Consider the following 16,915-nt stretch of genomic DNA (forward strand, 5'->3'; position numbering starts at 1 on the left):
CTCACACCCCCTTTACGACGTCAGCATTGACTACAGGCACGCCCAGCTCGGCGGCAAGATTCAACGCTGCGATAACCAGATTGCCGATGGCCAGCGGGTACAGGAGCGAAACGGCCTCATCGCGGCCACCGCGACGTGCGACCTGAGAAAGACGTGCAGCAATAGCCTGGACGCCGCTCTCGTCGATGACTTGGCGCATGTCTTTGCCTGCTCGCTCAAATTTGAACCAGAGAAACTCTTCCAGGCGCTGCCCTTCAATCGGCGGCAGCGTTACGCGCTCGCAGCGCTGCACAACCTCGCGCACGTCGGCGTTACGCTCGGAGAGTTTCACGGCCAGTTCCGGCTGTCCGATTATGATGATGCTGACCAGTTTGGTGAACCCGATCTCCAGTTCCAGGATGCGCTTGAGGTGTTTGAGGGTCGGGATCGGCAGGCTGTGGGCCTCTTCGATGACCAAGCAGTGCCGGTAACCCGCAGCATGTGACTCTTTTAACACCCGGTGGAGTTGAGCGAAGCGAGCCTCAGGGCTGCTCTTGGCCTTTTCCAGTGGCGCGACTGCAGCCATCATGGATTCGGCGATATGGGTGCTCTTCAGCGACTTGCCCTTGGTATCGTTGTCCTCAGACGCCAGCACGTAGGGTTCAATGATGATCACCGGGTCGTTGTTTTCGACCAGTCGGTTGATGAGATCGCGGCGCAAAGTGCTCTTGCCAGCGCCTGACTCGCCTTCGACCGCCATAAAGCCACCGTGGCGCGCCACCTGATACATCGCTTCTCGAACGTAGCGAATGTCGGGGCTGACCCACATGTCCTTGGCGTCCTGCAGCTCATCGAAAGGATCTCTGAAAAGGCCAAAAGCTTTACGTGTAGCTGCCTTCAGGGTCTGTTTTGGTAGTAGCATGGGTTCGTCCTCCCCGGACGGCTCTTCATTAAGGGCCGGACCTGCCGTGTTGGCGCACGGTGGGTCCACTTTTTCAAATACATCTGCAACGTCAGCATCATTGGCCCCGGACTCGACCAAAAACGCACGAATGCGTCCCTGCAGGTCTTCACTGTCCAGGCTGCGGGGCCACTGGCCGTGATTGATCAACTGGGCGACAGTGGCCGGGCTGACCTTCAGCGCCTCGGCCAAGGCCGATTGAGGCCGGCCCACCCCCTGCAATACAGACTTGAGTTTCAACATCATTCACCTCCTACGGCGCGTACCAGGGCGAGTGCCGGGCGAGCTGTTTCTGCAGGTGCGCTCAATTCGGCCTCAATGGCATTAAGTTGGTCTTGAGGAACACCTTCAGGGAATTTGCGCTGCAACCAGGCAAACGACTCGCCCGACCAGGTGGTGCCCAGGCGGGAGCGAAGTTGCTTCGCGGCTTCGACGTGGGTCAGTGGGGCCAGCTCAATCGAGGGCGCGTTGACGTTCATCGAAGTGCCGCGACGTGGCATGTACGAAGGCAGTAAAGTGTCGGTGACGTGTTTGTGCGGATCGATCTGGCCACCAAACGGCACAGCCTTGGCCTTGCGTGCTGCCTCGGCCTCAGCTTCGCTATTGGTTCCGGTTGCAATTTGCTCCAGGACCTTGCGGGACTGCTGAGCTGGCGTTTCGGCGTGGTGTTTGTGCTGTTCACCAATCGTGGCCGAGGTTTCAGCGAAGCCGAACTGGTCCACCCCAATCCTGTCGATCACGTGGTAATGCTCACGCCCGTCATCACCTACCAGCACCGCGATGGCTGTGTCTTTGTCTCGCCAGCAATTGCGGGTGATCAGCAGTTGCTCGCCGACCATTACGCCCGGCACCGTGCTGACATCAAATTGAGTGCCCCGAAAGTTCACGCGCAGAAGGTTGGTTACTTTGCGGGTTTCTGGCGTGCTGACGGCCAGCTCGCGGCAGACTTCGACGGCGGGAGCCAGGCGAAGCTGATCGGCGGTGATGAGTTGCCAGACGCCAAATCTGGTGCGTTGGGTGCGTGTATGGATAGAGGTTGCGTTGTAGTAGCGCATCCACTGGCCTGCCCAGCCGTTGATCTGTGCCAGGCTTTCAGCGGATTGGAGTTTGAGCGCGCTCTCGAACTCCCGCTCGACTATGTTGTGCGCTTGCTCGACTTGGCCCTTGGCGCGTGCGTTGCCGACCTGGTTGATCACCAGCTCAATGCTCATAGCCCGGCACAGGTTGCGGAAGATGCCACTGGTCATTGCTGCGCCAGGGTCGGTCATCAGCATCCAGGGGACGCCGTGAAACGGATCTGCTGCGTGGCGCTTCTGCATGGCATTAATCAGCACCGTACAGAGGTTCTCGGCAGACTCAGCACCCAGAACGTATTCCAGGTACAGCGTACCGCTCGTGTGGTCTGTGATCACGTAGCGCCACAGTCGTTGGCGCTCGATCTTCTTCAGATTGCCCGGCTTGCCTTCGTAGAACTCCGACTGGCTCATGGCTCGCGCACCATCGTCCGCCAGATAGAACTGGGTCGAGATCGAGGCGTCGATCTGCCAGACATGGTTTGGGTGCTTGCTCGCCAGGGAGACAGCCGGTGCATCTTGCAGAAGTTGTTCCGGGTGCAGTTTGTAAGTGCGAAGTGCGCGAGTAATGGCCCCGCAAGACAGCGGCTTAAACTCACCCGTCACTTCATCCACCCGACCGGCCAAAATCATGTTGTTGCTGCGTAGGCGCTCGACCGCACGCTCAATGGTCGAGAGCTGTTTGTTGTTTGCACGGATGGACTCCAGCAGCATGGCCGAGATCAACCGTGCTTCCGCAACAGGCAACGCACTGTTACCAGCGTCGTTGCGGCGTTTGCGTGGTTTGATGTTCACGGAGACCTCCTTGAGCTTGCGCTGCAGGGTTTGCAGCGAGACGCCCATTTCAACGGCGCCGTCCTTGTAGATCAGCGTGCGCTGGCCATGAGGCGCGCTTGCGGCACGCTGGGCGATCTGCACCAGTTGCTGGGTTTGAATGGGCGTCATAGGTCAGGCCTGATCCATCCAGACTGGAGCGCCTTCGAGCTTGGTCGGCAAGTGGAACTCGCTACGCACCTCGCCCAAGGTGATTTCCAGTTGACGTATTAAGCTGGCCTCGAATAGGAAGCGCTGGTCATCACTTTCGATCTGCAGTTCTGCGAGCTTGGAAAAGGCCTCGCGTATAGAGCCGCGAATGATGGCTTCTGCCTCATACGCAACTGCCGTGGCTTCTTTGCGAAGTTCAGTAATGGTTTCGCTGGCAGGCTGGGCCTGGATGCGTTTGCGCGTCTTCTCCAGTTCCTGACGTGTCTTGTCCAACTCGGCGGTCTTGGTGGCCATGACCTTGGACTGCGCCTCATAGTCAGCATTGGTCTCGTCCAGGCGCTGGGTCAGCGTTTCTTTATCTTTGGCGTGCTTGGCGATGATTTCCTCAGCAAGGTCCAAAAAGGCTTCCTTGTCGCCAGTCTCTGCTACCGCTATCAGAGCGGCCTGCGAGTCTTCAGGCAGGCGGCGGTATTGGCGCATTTCACGGTAGCCGATGCCCATGCTGCTCATGCTTTCGAGAGCGGCCTCGCCAAACGAGCGAAGGTTGTGAATATCTTCATTGACTTTGGGGGCCGACGACCCCAGCAAGCTGCAGAACTCCTCCCAAGTCCCCTTCAAACCGCGACCGTCGCGGTCAAGCATTCCTGCCAGTGCCTGATAAAGCTTGTGTTCTTTGACGTGAGCCATCTTTGAAACCGCGACGGTCGCGGTGAACTTACCAATTGCATCGGCCATCTGTGCCTGACCCAGTAGCTGGTTGACCAGGTCACGTTCGTTGCTGTGAGTGCCAATCATCGAAGCCATCAGGTTCTGGCTGGTGGTCAAAGCTTCGGCATCGAGTGGAGCCAGTTCAACCTTCGGTGTTACATCCAGTTTTGTACGCGCCATCTTGGTTTCCTTAGTTCATCGAGCCAGCAGCGATGCGCTGGTTAATTTCCTGCATGCGGCCCTGCAGACGGGCCATGTGTTCGGCGTGAGCCTGGGCGATTTGCAACATGCCGACTGAATGCGCGAACCGTCCATTGTCCAGCTTGACTGCCAAGCCCTCTTCAATGAGGGTCTGCATGGCACGAGTAATGTTGCTGGGGCTGTCACCCGCCAGCTGAGCCAGCTCGGTGTTGCTAAGCCCAGTGATCGTGTGGCCCTTGAGGGCTTTCAAAACGCGCAGCACGCGTGCAGAGGCCGAGATCGACACGCTCATGGCTGATCTCCCAGTTCAAGTTGCGGAGTTTGGGTTTGGGCAACATTCCCGTTGTGCCAAGCAAGGGCTTCCATAGCGGCCTTGATTGCTGCAAGGGTGGGTTCTACTTCTGCGTTCTTTGAGTAGAAGGCCAGAAGCTTTCCGGCAGCGGCGGTCAGCAGTTCCTGAAGTGCTTGCGTGTCTTCCGCTGAACACTTGCGACCGGATGGCATTTCGATTGTCAGTCGCCCCGCGCTCGCGGCAATCCAGCGTGTGACATAGTCACAGCCACAGGCGCGCTCAAAGGGGCGGATGAGAGTCGCGGGCATGCGTCCGGTCTGAAACCACTTATAAAGAGCCCAGTGGTCGGCCAGCCCCATCTCAGCGGCAATTCGCTCGACGCTGAGTTTGTGCTGCTCACGAGCAAAGTCCTTGCATAGCTCAAGTGCATGACGGAGCGATGTGGGCTGGAGGTTCTTCCAGCGGCGTCGGCTCATTGGAATGCCCTCAAAACAGACACTTCCAAACAAAAAAGGGATTTGCGCCTATGCAAAAGGTTTGCATCTACAGCAATCTTTTCAGGTAAATTGACATACGGAGTCATGACAATGACCACGCAGGAGTTTGATGAGCTGGCTGGCCGCATTGAGGGCATTGCTCGCAGCGTGCTGATTCTCTCGGCAACCCTTCAACGGCAAGGCATTCTTGACGAGCAAAAGCTGCAAGCTGATCTGAGAATTGCTGCTGAAAGACTGGGGCCAGACGTGCTTGGTCGGGCAGTTGTCGTACAGACGCTAGAGGATATGGCCGATCAGTTGCTGGCTGACTTTCGGTATTTGAAATCCCTCGAGCGTAATGAGCCCCGATGACTGGTCGGTTCATATCAAATCCATATGAGTTGTCCATTAGCGACCTCACGCAGCTAGCGAAATGGTTGGCTTCAAGCCGAGCTTGACGGCAATGTCATGGGCTTTGCCGTAATTGGCTTTAGCTTGGCCATTGAGGACGCGGTACACCTCGTTACGGGTGTAGCCGTTCTCGGTCGCCCACTCCGAGATGGTTTTGCCGGCCTGACGGAATTTTTCCTTCACCTGGTCGGCGGTTAGGGCTTTGGCATGGGTGGCCATGGTGGTGGCTCCTGTGATGCAAAGATGATTGCTGTTTGTGCAAATGATTATGTAAACATTAGTTCTCTTTATCAAGGGGTTTTTGTGTCCTTTTCTTCTCTTTCTGCTGATAGATTGAAGGCAGAGCGAGCGCGTCTAGGCCTGAATCAGGCCAGTGCTGCCTCCTTGTGCGGGGTTTCTCGCGAAATTTGGGGGCGGTATGAGCGTGGTACCACCGTGCCAGGTGGAGATGTATTGTTCTCTTTTGCTCAGGCTGGGGCGGATGTGCAATTCATCCTCACGGGATCGTCAAGTCCGGGCGATATTGCATCTGGGAGCTCAGATGATTTGGGGCAGATCAACATAGATCGGTTAGAGCGAATCACCGAGATGCTCGAAGCTGCTGCTCAACGGGCAGGACGAAAGTGGCCGGCCCGAAAGCTAGCGACGGTTGCAGCGGAAATTTACAACGCGGTTAGCGCTGATAAAGGACTGGACGAGCCCCAGGTCGAACGAGTGTTGAAGTTAGTAGTGAATCGTTGATGTGACGAAGGGGCTTTATGCGGCGCGAAGATGAATTGATCTCCAGGCTATCGGATAGACTTGATGAGGAAATTAAAAGCCTTCCTAAGGACGGTAAAGATCATGAGTTCATCATCAAGATCAAGGGCGATCATGGGAACATAAATTTAGGCAAACAAACCTTTGAGATTCATTCTGGTGGTAAGCAAACTCCACCTCATGGTAGTGCTATGGCTCGAGAGTGTCCGCAATGTGGAAACATTGCTTGGCGATTTACGCAGCTGTGCATGCATTGTGAATATGATTTACGTCTACACGACGAAATTGAAGAGGAGCAAGAGAGAAAACGCCAAAAAGATTTAGAAGACCTTCGGATGCTAAAAATCTTTGGAGGGTGCGTTTTTATAGCGGTGTTTAGCTTTCTAGTGAAGGATTATCTACCCGAACCTTTGCAAGGCTGGTCATTGGGTATAACACTAGCCACCGGGTTTCTAGCGTTCTGTATCATGCAGAGCCCAAATAAATGATCTCTACCTGAATCCAGAGGTCGTGTTAGTTCATCATCAAAGGAATGTATTTTGAAAGCTTGTATCTTGGTTCTTCTCTCCCTACTTTCTGTATTCGCCAGAGCCGAAAACGTTGCGGAAAAACTTACTGAACTGAGCTTGGATAAATCACTGAAAAGCAGTTCGCCAGAGGTTGAACGTACCCAAGCAGCACTCAAGAGAGGCATGACCGTTTGTAACTTTGAAAACGAAGAGAAGCTTGCCAACGTTGTATGGTTCATAACCAAGGCGATTCGTGAGAAAGGCCAGTACGCAGAGGCTACCGATATCATCGAAGGCGTGAATGCCATTCTTTTAGGCGCAAAGACCAAACAAGATTGCTCCGAATTGATGTCTCTGTATGCAGTGAACCGTATTGATGGAAATACACATTCGGATGCTGTCGCCGGTGGCCGAGGTGTATACCGTTCAATGGGAATCGTAAAGTGATTACATAGAGATGTCTTTCCGCCATCTCTTTAAACCGGATTAAAAGCCCTCCTGCACCACGCCGCCGATCATGGCGGCGTGTTCGTTTCTGGCATCCGCATCCTGCGGCGCCGAACAACGGCAGGAGGCGTATATGCGACCCAATCCCCGTGGCATCCGCAATTTTAACCCCGGCAACATCCGTCACGCGAAAGGCGTGCGCTGGCAGGGCCAGGCGGCTAGTCAAGCTGACACCGACTTCGTCCAGTTCACCGACCCTCGATGGGGCATCCGCGCCATCGCCCGTGTCCTGATCACGTACCAGGACAAACGCCGCGCCGCTGACGGCAGCCGGATTGACACCGTCCGCGAGATCATCGAGCGCTGGGCACCACCGAACGAGAACAACACCGAGGCCTACGTCATCAGCGTGGCTGGTGTGCTGCAGATCGGCCCCAATGACGAAACCATTGATGTCTACGACTACGCCACCATGCGCACGCTTGTGATGGCCATCGTTCGTCATGAGAACGGCACCGGCTCCCTGCCTGGCGGCCAATGGTATGGCGATAACGTCATCAAAGAAGGCCTGGCGTTGGCTGGGGTTGTCCCTGATGCAGTTCACGGTCGGGGTATTGCAGCATGAAGCTGATCCCCCAATGGCGCCGCTGCTATCGCTTGTACAGCGTTCAGTTGGGTCTGTTCATTGCCGTGTTCGGCTTTGTACAGGCCAACCTGTTACCGATGTGGCAAGCCGAGCTGTCGCCCACTGCGTATGCGGTGGCGAATAGCGTGCTGGCCGGGCTGCTGTTCCTAGTGCGCCTGATCAAGCAAGGCCCAGACCAGGAGATCGTCTGATGCGGCTACTGCGTTTCGCATTTTCGCGCATCTGCCGCTGGTTTCCACGGCTCTGCGTTGCTCCTAACCGGTTGGCTTGCACGACTGGAGTCAGCTCACCTGGTCGTTGGGGGCATCGTTCTCCGCTGCCCCAATACCGGCTCGGCAAGACAGGGGTGTCCACCGCCAAGCGGCGCTCCCGAAAAATGCGGTTCTGGTGTGGGAATGGAGGTGGTTATGGGCGTCGCTGAGATTCTGAAATGGCTGCTGGATCGCTGGCAGATCCTGCTTGTTGTTGCCGCTCTTGCGATTGCGTATGTCCACGGCCAGCAGCAGTGGTCCAGTGGTTACGAGCAGGCTGAAGCCAAAGGAACTGCTGCGCTGGCCCAGTTGAAACAGCATTACGCCGAGCAGGCCTTGGCGGTTGCCAAAAAGAGCAACAGCGATCTGCAACTGCAGGTCAACCGCGCTCAGGCCGCTGAAGAAACCTTGTTCTCCCAGTACACGGTACATGCTGACGAAGTGCAGCAACTCAAGGAGCGGATCGCCCATGTCACCTCTCAGTACAAACCCGAGCCGAGCGCTGCTGCTCGGCCTGTTCCTCATTGCGTGTTTACTGCTGGCTGGCTGCGCGACTACAACGCCGCCCTTGGTGTGCCCGCCGCCAGTTCAACTGCCGCTGCCGGTACTGCTGCAGAAGCGACCAGCGCCGCCTCCAGCACTGACGCCGAACTACTGGAAAGCGGCGTCACCCCAGCAGACATTCTTGCTCACGCCCAGGATTACGGACGTTGGGCCAGAGACAATCTGGCTCAACTCAACTCGCTACTCGACCTGCAAAAGGACTGACCCTGCATGGATTTTGTAGAACCCGTCATGGATGACGAAGAAGCGGTTGCAGGGCTGTATGCACGCCGCAGTGGTTTGCAGCACAGATCCGGCAACTCGGGGTATCGGTGCGAAGACTGTGGCGATGCAATTCCCGAGGACAGACGCCAGGCCGAGCCTGGCACTCAACACTGCGCAGACTGTAAAGACACTCTGCAATTTTTGATGAATGAGGCCTGTGATGACCTTTGAAGAAACCAGTTTCAGCTTGAAAACGGTGCAGTGGGTCGTCATGGCCGTGCTGGGGGTATACACCTGGCTGACCAACCGCCAGGCCGCCAGTGCCCAGGAAATGATGGTGCTGCGTACTCGCATTATTGCCCTGGAGGAACACATCCGGCACTTGCCAGATCACGCTGCCGTCACCGATTTGCTCGGGGATATGAAAGCCATGCGATCCGAGTTGACGGGGGTCAAGGATGCACTGGCCCCTTTGTCCCGATCGTTGGATCGGATTAACGACTACCTGTTGCGAGATAAAAAATGACGACTCATTACGCCGAGTTTCTGCGCGAAGACGTCCGCCTGGTCTTACTGCGCCTACTGTCTGAGATGGTCGCTTACCGGGCCAACAGTTCGGTGCTGACAATGGCACTGGATAGCTACGGCCACTCGCTCAGTCGTGACCAGGTGAAGACGGAACTGTACTGGCTGGCTGAGCAAGGTGCGCTTGCTCTGAGCGATGTCGGACCAGTGCTGGTGGCAACACTGACGGAGCGTGGTCAGGACATTGCCGCTGGCCGTGCCCGCGTTCCCGGTATCAAACGTCCGGGAGCCTGATCATGGCAGGTAAATCGTCGATCGACCGCTTGCCCCCAGTGGTCAAGGCCTATATCCAGAAGCTACTGCGTGAAGATCGGTTCACGCTTGATGACATGCTTGATGATATTCGGGGACGCTTTCCGAATGAAAAGTCTCCAAGCCGCAGCGCCCTGGGCCGCTTCAAACAGGGCTTTGAAGAACTGACCCAGAAGGCCCGCCAGCAACGTGAGATGGCCGAGGCATTCGTCGGCGCCCTAGGCGAGGATGCCTCCGACAAGACTGGTGTCTTGCTTGTCGAAGCCATCTCGACGTTGACCTACCAGGCCGCTCTGGGTGCGCACGAAAAGGACGAGGTGACCATCAGTGAAGTGACGGCGCTGGCCAGGGCGGCGAAGGCGACGATGGAAGCCCGTACGATGAGCGTCAAGGAACGCCAGGCGATTGAGAAAGCCACCCGTGAACGCTTGCTGCGAGAGCAATCTGCTGAGCTGGACAAGGCAGTCAAGACCCAAGGTATGACCGAAGACCAGGCCCAGTTCTGGCGCCAAAAGTTTCTGGGGGTGTGACGTGAGCGCCTCTGCTGTTAAACCGTCAACCAGCACCCTGCGGGTTGTCGAATGGGAAGAACTGCCCGATAGCGTGAGGCAGATCCCTGAGGGCTATAACCCGGTCGCCGACGGCATTCTGATGGCGCACCAGGCCGACTGGCTGCGCATCCAAGCCCAGATCAAGCTCTGCGAAAAAGGCCGCCGTACCGGTATCACCTTCGCCGAAGCGCTGGACTCGGTCATTACCGCGGCGTCTCGCAAGAGCGCTGGCGGCATGGACTGCTTCTACATCGGCGACACCAAGGAAAAAGGCCTGGAGTTTATCGGCTACTGCGCAAAGTTTTCGCGGGTCATGGCTGAAGCCCAGGCGTCCGGTGTTAGCCAGATCGAAGAGTTCCTGTTTGAAGACCAGGACACCGATGGCAATACCCGGCAAATCAATGCCTACCGCATTCGCTATGCATCAGGCTTCAAGATCGTGGCCCTGTCCAGCAACCCGGCCAACTTGCGCGGACTGCAGGGCAAGGTAGTGATCGACGAAGCGGCGTTTCACCGTGACGTTTCCGCTGTGCTTGATGCCGCAACGGCTCTGCTGATCTGGGGCGGTCGGATCGTCATCATCAGCACGCACAACGGCAAGGGCAATGCTTTCAACCAGATGGCCAACGACATCCGTGACAACCGTTACGGAGACTCTGCTGTCGTTTACCGGGCAACCTTCGATGATGCTGTGGCCAACGGCTTGTATGAGCGCGTGTGCTTCATGGCCGGGAAGGAAGCGACCGCCGAAGGCAAGGAAGCCTGGTACAAGAAGATTCGTAACGCATATGGCCCGCGTAAAGCGCAGATGCGCGAAGAACTGGACGCCATCCCGCGTGACGGCAATGGCGTGTGTATTCCCGGTGTGTGGATTGATGAAGCCATGCGCCCCGGTAGGACGGTCCTTCGCCTGGCGCTGGACGATGACTTTACCCTACAGCCGGTCCACCGACGCGAAGCGTACGTCGATGCATGGATTGAACAGCATCTGGCCCCTTTGCTGGCCGCGTTGAACAGTGCGCTACGCCACTACGCTGGCATGGACTATGCCCGGCACCGAGACTTTTCCATCATCAGCCCGATGTCGGTTGATCAGGATCGTCACCGCGATGTGCCGTTCGTTGTCGAGATGCACAAGGTGCCAACCCGGCAACAGCAACAGGTACTGTTCTACATCCTACGGCGGCTGCCCCAGTTCGTCGGGGCTGCGCTGGATGCCACCGGCAGTGGCGAGACCCTGGCCGAGGATACTGCAGATGAGTTCGGCCACAACCGCATTCATCAGGTGAAGCTCAGCCGCACCTGGTACGGCATGTGGATGCCCAAGTTTGTGCAGCTTTTCGAGGACGGGACCGTGACCATGCCCAAGGACGATTCACTGCACCAGGACATCCGCGCCATCGAGCAGGTCGACGGCATCCCGATGATCGTCAAGGCCCGCTCTCAAGACCTTAAAGACCCTGACCTGTACCGCCACGGTGACTTTGCAGGGGCCGGTGCGCTGGCCAACTTCGCCACGCTCGAAGTCAGCTCAGGACCGGTCAGCGTCAAATCACGTCGCCCTCGCCAGGGCCGCCGAATCACCCAGGGGTACGCATGAAAAGCAAAGGTGTGTGGGTCAGCCCCACCGAGTTCGTGAGCTTTGCAGACGCCAAGCGTTCGCCAGGTCTCGTTAATCACGTCGCCACTCGTGGCCGGGCCGACATTGCCTCAATGAGTGGCATCAACCTGCCAAACCCTGATCCGATCCTGAAAGCCCAAGGCAAGGACATTACGGCTTATCGCGATCTGCGCAGCGCTGCCTTGGTCGGCGGTAACGTGCGCCGCCGCAAGTCGGCTGTACTGGCTCTGGAGCGCGGGCTGAAACGTGGTAACGCCCCGACCAAGGTCGAGCGCTTCATTCGTGACTGGCTCACCGACCTGGATCTTGATCGTGTGATCCGTGAGCTGCTCGATGCCCCCCTTTACGGCTATCAACCCGTTGAGCTGATGTGGCAGCCGGTTGGGCTGTTCACCGTGCCCGAGGATCTGTTGGGTAAGCCTGCTGAGTGGTTCTTCTACGACCAGGACAACGCACTGCGTTTTCGCTCGAAAGAGGCTGGCAAGGACGGTGAGATCTGCGATCCGCTGCGTTTCGTTGTGGCACGCCAGGATGCGACCTACGCCAACCCCTACGGTTTTCCAGACCTGAGCATGTGCTTCTGGCCGGCCATCTTCATGAAAGGCGGGCTGAAGTTCTGGGTACAGTTCACAGAGAAATACGGCTCGCCCTGGGTGATCGGCAAGCACCCACGTGGCGCGACCGATGCGGAAACCGACTTGCTGCTCGACAGCCTGGAGGCGATGGTGCAGGACGCCGTGGCGGCGATCCCTGACGACTCAAGTGTGTCGATCGTAGAAGCCGCTGGTAAAGCTGACAGTGCAGATGTGTATCGCGAACTACTGGAGTACTGCCGTAGCGAGATCAACGTGGCCATGCTCGGACAAAACCAGACCACTGAAAAAGAGAGCAACCGGGCCAGTGCGATGGCGGGAGCAGAAGTCACCAATGATATCCGCGATGGTGATGCAGGCATTGTGGCAGCCAGCTTTAACGCGGTGATCCGCCGCATCGTAGACATCAACTTTGGCGAAGCGGTGGTTGCTCCGGTCTATGAACTCTGGGAACAGGATGAGATCGACAAAACCCTGGCCGAACGCGATAAGAACCTCACCGACTCGGGAGTCAAGTTCACCCCTGCTTACTGGATGCGGACCTACAACCTGCAAGAAGGAGATCTTGCGCAAGAAGTGGCAGCGCCTGCGGCTGAGTTCGCAGAGCCAGATTTCAAGCCCCTCGTTGATCAGACCGCGCTTGACCAGGTGATTGCCGCACTACCCGTCGAGCTGCTGCAGGAGCAGGCTGAACAAGCGATTGCACCGATCCTTGAAGCACTACAGCGTGGCCGAACCGAGGTCGAAGCACTGAGCCTGCTCGCCGAGGTGTATCCGAAGATGGATGACAAGGGGCTGCAAGAGACCCTGACACGTCTGATGTTCGTCGCCGATATGTGGGGCCGACTGAGCGCCGCTGCTGACCTGGAAGACTGACATGGCCAAGAACAAAACACCCAAGGCACCTGTCAAGCAGCCGACCATTGCAGATCTGAAGGCTATCTTTGGTCTTGAGCCAAAGAAGGCTGTCGAGTACATGACGTCCAAAGGCTATGCCATTACCTGGGCATGGCAGGACATGCTCGATGAGGCTCACGACAAGGCATTCACTGTCGCCAAAGCCATGCGCCTCGACCTACTGTCTGATATCCGTGCAGCTTTGGAGACAGCCCTGCAGGATGGCCAAACCCTGTCCCAATTCATCAAAACGCTGCAGCCTACTCTTGAGGCGCAGGGCTGGTGGGGAAAACAGGCAATTGTCGATAGCCAAGGCAATGCTGAGATGGTCCAGTTGGGCAGTCCGCATCGTCTTCAGACGATCTACCAGACAAATCTGCAAAGTGCGTATATGGCAGGCCGGAAGGTCAGTATGGAAGAGACGGCTGACACACACCCGTACTGGCGCTATGTCGCTATCCTTGATGGAAAAACCAGACCTGGTCATCGCGTTATGAGTGGAAAGGTCTATCGCCATGATGACCCGATCTGGTCTGTTATCTATCCACCGAACGGATTCCGCTGCCGATGCCGGGTGACAGCGTTGACCGAGGCTGCGCTCAAACGTAAAGGGCTGGCGGTAGATAGCAGTGCTGGACGGATGCAGACTGAAACAGTTGAAACAGGTACCAACTTACGAACTGGCGAAGTTCGCACTGCCCAAGTAACCGCTGTCCGCACAACCAATGCCGAAGGTCGGGTGGTTTTGTTCCGCACTGATCCAGGGTTCAATCATGCACCAGGTACAGGCCTTGCTGCTGTTCTGAAAACCAAACAGGCCAATGCCATGCAAGGAGACTGACATGATCACTATCGAGATGGATCACCAGCGCCTGCAGCAACTGCTGAACAAAATCGAATGGGCCGTGGGTGATATTGCTCCGCTTATGCGATCACTTGCTGCCGAGTTGGCATCACAGACTGAAGAGAACCTTGAAGAGCAAGGTCGGCCCAACTGGACCGAGCTGTCAGATGCGCGGATCTCGCAACGCGAGAAATCTGGCACATGGCCGGGGCAGATCCTGCAGGTCAGTTCGGCAGGCCTGGCAGCTTCGATCTCTAGCTACTCCACGGATGCTACTGCAGTGGTGGGCAGCAACAAACCTTATGCAGCCATGATGCATTTTGGCGGCTCAAAGGCATCCTTTCCGCATCTGTGGGGTGACATTCCAGCCCGACCTTATCTGCCGATGGATGAAAACGGAGTATTGCAGCCTGAAGCTGAAGAGGCGCTTCTTGATTTGGCGTTGCTGCATCTTAAAAAGGCTGCTCGCCTGTAAGGCTTCAGGACGCGATTAGGCGCGTTCATTTATGATTCATAACAACTGCCCAATGAAGTTATCTGCATGGGCCTTGTAAAGCTTTATAAAGCACTCCCTGCCGCACCTCATGATCAGATGAGCAGGTGCATACGCAACGTTTCTTGAAATTCCCCTTTCAATCACTCTTTAAACCCGATTAAAAGTCCTGGTTCAGCTCGTGGGGCAGGCTGTGCGTGTATTCCACAAACACGCAAAGACTCCCGATGAAGCCACTGCATATTTTCAAGCCAGGTCAGCACACCGCAATGAGCGGTGACAGCTTCAATTTCAGTGAGAGCGACCTGGCCGCCACGGTGCGTGCTTACTCCCCAGCTCTGCACGAAGCGCCTCTCGTGATTGGTCATCCGAAGCATGATGCACCGGCTGCGGGCTGGGTGAAGTCTCTGCAGGCAACATCCGAGGGCTTGGTTGCCGAAACTCAACAGGTCGACCCAGCGTTCGCCGAGCTGGTTGGCCGTGGTAGCTACAAGAAAATCTCCGCATCGTTCTACCACCCAGATTCACCGAGCAACCCTGTGCCAGGTGTGTACTACCTACGCCATGTCGGCTTTCTCGGCGCACAGCCACCATCGATCAAAGGCCTGCGACCGATCGAACTCGCTGATACCGATGAAGGTGTGATCGAGTTCGGCGACTTTGGACATGAGGTCAGTTCCGGCCTCTGGCGCCGCTTTCGCGAATTTCTGATCGGCCAGTTCGGTGCCGAGACCGCCGACAAGGTCGCCCCCTCTTGGGAGATCGACAGCCTGGCTGAAGCTGCGCGTCGTCCAGAGCAAGGCATCGGCCCGTCCTACTCCGAACCCAAATCCACTACTGAGGTACATGCCGTGACGACGGAAGAACAGGCCGCCCTGCAGGCGGAAAACGAGCGACTGAAAAAGAGCCTGGCTCTGCGCGACAAGACCGACAAGGCCGCTGCCCTGGAAGCGATCAGCGTCAAGAACACCGAGTTCGCTGAGGCCCTGGTCGCCAGCGGCATGAAGCCGGCTCACGTGCCGGCAGTCGTTGCAGTTCTGAATTTTGCCGAGTCGAGCGACAAGCCCCTGGAGTTCGGTGAAGTTGATGACCGCCAACCTCTGGCAGACGGACTCAAGGCCGTGTTCCAGGAACTGACAGGGGCCGTCAACTTCGGCGAGCAGGCCTCCAAGGCTCGCGCTGGCAAGACCGTGGATAAATCCATCAACCCGCTGGTCGCTGACGCAGAAGCGCGCAGCAAGCAATAGGAGGCCGTATGGCTACGTCTAAACCCGCCAAGCAGGTTGGCGATTTGCTCCTGGTCGAAGTAGCAGTTGGCTGGACCAAGGAAAAGATCACGCTTCTGAGCGGTTCGATCTACCCCTTCGGCAGCGTGCTGGCCAAGGTCAGCGGCAAGTACCAGGTTCTTGATCCAACTGGTACTGGCGCTGCCAAGAAAGCTGCCGCAGTGCTGACAGAGAGTGTCGACGCCACCACGGGTGATACCCCAGGCGTGGTCATTGCCCGTGGTGGCGTCCTGGATATCAACGAACTTACCTGGCCTGCCGGTATTACCGACGCGCAGAAATCCACCGCTCTGGAAGAGCTTATCGCTCTGGGCATCGTCGCCCGTGCGACGCTCTAAGGAAACGCTATGAATCTTCAAGATCTGTTTACCGTTGCGACCCTCAGTGCCGCGATCAACAAACTGCCCACTGTTCCAGGCAAGGTCGGCGCGATGGGCCTGTTTGAAGAGAAAGGCATCACCACCACTCATGTCGTGATCGATGAGTATGAAGGGCGCCTGGTGCTGGTACCCAACACTTCGCGCAACGCAGATCCTGCGCCGGTTAAAGGCGGTGGTCGTGCGCGACGCACCTTTGAAACCCTTCACTTGCCAGTCTCTCGTCCGATATTGCCCAGCCAGTTGCAAGGCATTGCTTCGTTCGGCCAGGAAACGGCAGCACTGCCTCAGGCAACCGTGATCAACGACCAGTTGCAGGAAATGAAAAACAGCGTCGAAGCTACCCGTGAGTTTCAACGGGTCGGTGCCTTGGGCGGCAAGCTGCTCGACGCTGACGGTTCTGTCATCGCGGATCTCTACGAGGAGTTCGGCGTCGAGCAAAAGAAGGTCCCTGTAGCATTAGATGTCGGTGGGACCAACGTTCGTAAGATCTGTCTGGATGCGAAGCGTCATGCCGAATCCAAGCTGGGCAGTGTCATGGTCACGGGTTTCAGAGCTATGTGCGGCCCGGACTGGTTCGATGCCTTCACTGAACACGATAAGGTCAAAGCAGCATTTGCCAATTATCAGCAAGCCCAGGATCGGCTCGGTGGTGACATGCGCTCTGGCTTCACCTTCGGTGGTATCGAGTTCATCGAGTACGACGTGACAGTCAGTGGCCAGCGTTTCATTCCGAGCAACGTAGCCCGCGTGTTCCCGGTCGCGAAAGGCATTTTCAAAATGTTCAACGCGCCCGCGAACTACAACGAAACAGTCAACACGATGGGGCTGCCGTTCTACAGCAAAGCGGAAGAACGCAAGCTGGGCAAGGGTTGGGACTTGGAAGCGCAGGCCAATCCTTTGGCCATGTGCTTGTTCCCTGAAGCGCTTGTTGAGCTGGCTTGCTGACCG

The 16,915-nt window shown here is 56.9% G+C and carries 24 protein-coding genes; 18 read left to right on the plus strand and 6 right to left on the minus strand.

Going from position 1 to position 16,915, the window contains the following annotated elements:
* Nucleotide 1 precedes the first annotated feature (1 nt).
* The 5 genes from JL015_RS03865 to JL015_RS03885 are packed head-to-tail and all read right to left on the minus strand — an operon-like array spanning nt 2 to nt 4,674.
* Complete coding sequence (locus JL015_RS03865) at nt 2-1,183, minus strand: ExeA family protein (RefSeq protein WP_201017537.1); 1,182 nt, start codon at nt 1,181-1,183, stop codon at nt 2-4.
* Nucleotides 1,183-2,958, minus strand: a complete 1,776-nt coding sequence (locus JL015_RS03870; protein WP_201017470.1) for a DDE-type integrase/transposase/recombinase — start codon at nt 2,956-2,958, stop codon at nt 1,183-1,185. Before JL015_RS03870 ends, JL015_RS03865 begins: the two co-directional genes overlap by 1 nt.
* Nucleotides 2,959-2,961: 3 nt before the next feature.
* The gene (locus JL015_RS03875) at nt 2,962-3,885 is read right to left on the minus strand and encodes a hypothetical protein (RefSeq protein WP_201017471.1); all 924 of its coding nucleotides are present in this window, start codon (nt 3,883-3,885) and stop codon (nt 2,962-2,964) included.
* A gap of 10 nt (nt 3,886-3,895) precedes the next feature.
* Complete coding sequence (locus JL015_RS03880) at nt 3,896-4,198, minus strand: helix-turn-helix domain-containing protein (RefSeq protein ID WP_201017472.1); 303 nt, start codon at nt 4,196-4,198, stop codon at nt 3,896-3,898.
* Complete coding sequence (locus JL015_RS03885) at nt 4,195-4,674, minus strand: hypothetical protein (RefSeq protein WP_201017473.1); 480 nt, start codon at nt 4,672-4,674, stop codon at nt 4,195-4,197. Before JL015_RS03885 ends, JL015_RS03880 begins: the two co-directional genes overlap by 4 nt.
* A gap of 111 nt (nt 4,675-4,785) precedes the next feature.
* Between JL015_RS03885 and JL015_RS03890 the strand changes: the two genes are divergently transcribed.
* Nucleotides 4,786-5,046 (plus strand): hypothetical protein, encoded by a 261-nt coding sequence (locus JL015_RS03890; protein ID WP_201017474.1) that lies wholly within the window; start codon nt 4,786-4,788, stop codon nt 5,044-5,046.
* A gap of 45 nt (nt 5,047-5,091) precedes the next feature.
* Here JL015_RS03890 and JL015_RS03895 read toward each other — a convergent pair whose 3' ends face one another.
* Nucleotides 5,092-5,304 carry a DNA-binding protein gene (locus tag JL015_RS03895; RefSeq protein WP_201017475.1) on the minus strand — a complete coding sequence of 71 codons (213 nt, stop codon included), beginning with the start codon at nt 5,302-5,304 and terminating at the stop codon, nt 5,092-5,094.
* On the opposite strand from JL015_RS03895, the gene JL015_RS03900 reads away from it, so the two are divergent.
* The 17 genes from JL015_RS03900 to JL015_RS03980 all read left to right on the plus strand — a co-directional run bounded on the left by JL015_RS03900 (nt 5,293) and on the right by JL015_RS03980 (nt 16,912).
* Complete coding sequence (locus JL015_RS03900) at nt 5,293-5,826, plus strand: helix-turn-helix domain-containing protein (RefSeq protein ID WP_201017476.1); 534 nt, start codon at nt 5,293-5,295, stop codon at nt 5,824-5,826. The genes JL015_RS03895 and JL015_RS03900 overlap by 12 nt on opposite strands.
* 17 nt (nt 5,827-5,843) lie before the next feature.
* Nucleotides 5,844-6,332: a hypothetical protein gene (locus JL015_RS03905; protein ID WP_201017477.1), complete on the plus strand. Its 489-nt coding sequence runs from the start codon at nt 5,844-5,846 to the stop codon at nt 6,330-6,332.
* A 51-nt stretch (nt 6,333-6,383) separates the two neighbouring features.
* Nucleotides 6,384-6,800, plus strand: a complete 417-nt coding sequence (locus JL015_RS03910; protein WP_201017478.1) for a hypothetical protein — start codon at nt 6,384-6,386, stop codon at nt 6,798-6,800.
* Nucleotides 6,801-6,933: 133 nt separating this feature from the next.
* Nucleotides 6,934-7,425, plus strand: a complete 492-nt coding sequence (locus JL015_RS03915) for a structural protein (protein WP_201017479.1) — start codon at nt 6,934-6,936, stop codon at nt 7,423-7,425.
* Nucleotides 7,422-7,637, plus strand: a complete 216-nt coding sequence (locus tag JL015_RS03920) for a DUF7940 domain-containing protein (protein ID WP_201017480.1) — start codon at nt 7,422-7,424, stop codon at nt 7,635-7,637. The genes JL015_RS03915 and JL015_RS03920 overlap by 4 nt, the downstream gene beginning before the upstream one ends.
* A 216-nt stretch (nt 7,638-7,853) precedes the next feature.
* Nucleotides 7,854-8,465 (plus strand): lysis protein, encoded by a 612-nt coding sequence (locus JL015_RS03925; protein ID WP_201017481.1) that lies wholly within the window; start codon nt 7,854-7,856, stop codon nt 8,463-8,465.
* Between the two features lie 6 nt (nt 8,466-8,471).
* Nucleotides 8,472-8,696: a TraR/DksA C4-type zinc finger protein gene (locus tag JL015_RS03930; protein WP_236250154.1), complete on the plus strand. Its 225-nt coding sequence runs from the start codon at nt 8,472-8,474 to the stop codon at nt 8,694-8,696.
* Nucleotides 8,686-8,991: a DUF2730 domain-containing protein gene (locus JL015_RS03935; RefSeq protein ID WP_201017482.1), complete on the plus strand. Its 306-nt coding sequence runs from the start codon at nt 8,686-8,688 to the stop codon at nt 8,989-8,991. Before JL015_RS03930 ends, JL015_RS03935 begins: the two co-directional genes overlap by 11 nt.
* Nucleotides 8,988-9,284 (plus strand): VpaChn25_0724 family phage protein, encoded by a 297-nt coding sequence (locus JL015_RS03940; RefSeq protein ID WP_201017483.1) that lies wholly within the window; start codon nt 8,988-8,990, stop codon nt 9,282-9,284. Before JL015_RS03935 ends, JL015_RS03940 begins: the two co-directional genes overlap by 4 nt.
* 2 nt (nt 9,285-9,286) lie before the next feature.
* On the plus strand, nt 9,287-9,832 hold the full coding sequence (locus tag JL015_RS03945; protein WP_201017484.1) for a phage protein Gp27 family protein: 546 nt from the start codon (nt 9,287-9,289) through the stop codon (nt 9,830-9,832).
* Between the two features lies 1 nt (nt 9,833).
* On the plus strand, nt 9,834-11,453 hold the full coding sequence (locus tag JL015_RS03950; RefSeq protein WP_201017485.1) for a hypothetical protein: 1,620 nt from the start codon (nt 9,834-9,836) through the stop codon (nt 11,451-11,453).
* Entirely contained in the window at nt 11,450-12,943 is a 1,494-nt protein-coding gene (locus tag JL015_RS03955; protein WP_201017486.1) for a DUF935 domain-containing protein, read from the plus strand. Before JL015_RS03950 ends, JL015_RS03955 begins: the two co-directional genes overlap by 4 nt.
* Before the next feature lies 1 nt (nt 12,944).
* Entirely contained in the window at nt 12,945-13,805 is an 861-nt protein-coding gene (locus JL015_RS03960) for a phage head morphogenesis protein (protein WP_201017487.1), read from the plus strand.
* A 1-nt stretch (nt 13,806) separates the two neighbouring features.
* A complete protein-coding gene (locus tag JL015_RS03965; protein ID WP_201017488.1) occupies nt 13,807-14,283 on the plus strand; it encodes a phage virion morphogenesis protein in 477 nt (158 codons plus the stop codon).
* 245 nt (nt 14,284-14,528) lie between these two features.
* Entirely contained in the window at nt 14,529-15,548 is a 1,020-nt protein-coding gene (locus tag JL015_RS03970) for a peptidase (protein WP_201017489.1), read from the plus strand.
* A gap of 8 nt (nt 15,549-15,556) precedes the next feature.
* The gene (locus JL015_RS03975) at nt 15,557-15,925 is read left to right on the plus strand and encodes a head decoration protein (protein ID WP_201017490.1); all 369 of its coding nucleotides are present in this window, start codon (nt 15,557-15,559) and stop codon (nt 15,923-15,925) included.
* A gap of 9 nt (nt 15,926-15,934) precedes the next feature.
* Nucleotides 15,935-16,912: a major capsid protein gene (locus tag JL015_RS03980; RefSeq protein ID WP_201017491.1), complete on the plus strand. Its 978-nt coding sequence runs from the start codon at nt 15,935-15,937 to the stop codon at nt 16,910-16,912.
* Nucleotides 16,913-16,915 lie beyond the last annotated feature (3 nt).

Source organism: Pseudomonas cichorii, assembly GCF_015471405.1.
GTDB lineage: Bacteria > Pseudomonadota > Gammaproteobacteria > Pseudomonadales > Pseudomonadaceae > Aquipseudomonas > Aquipseudomonas serbiensis.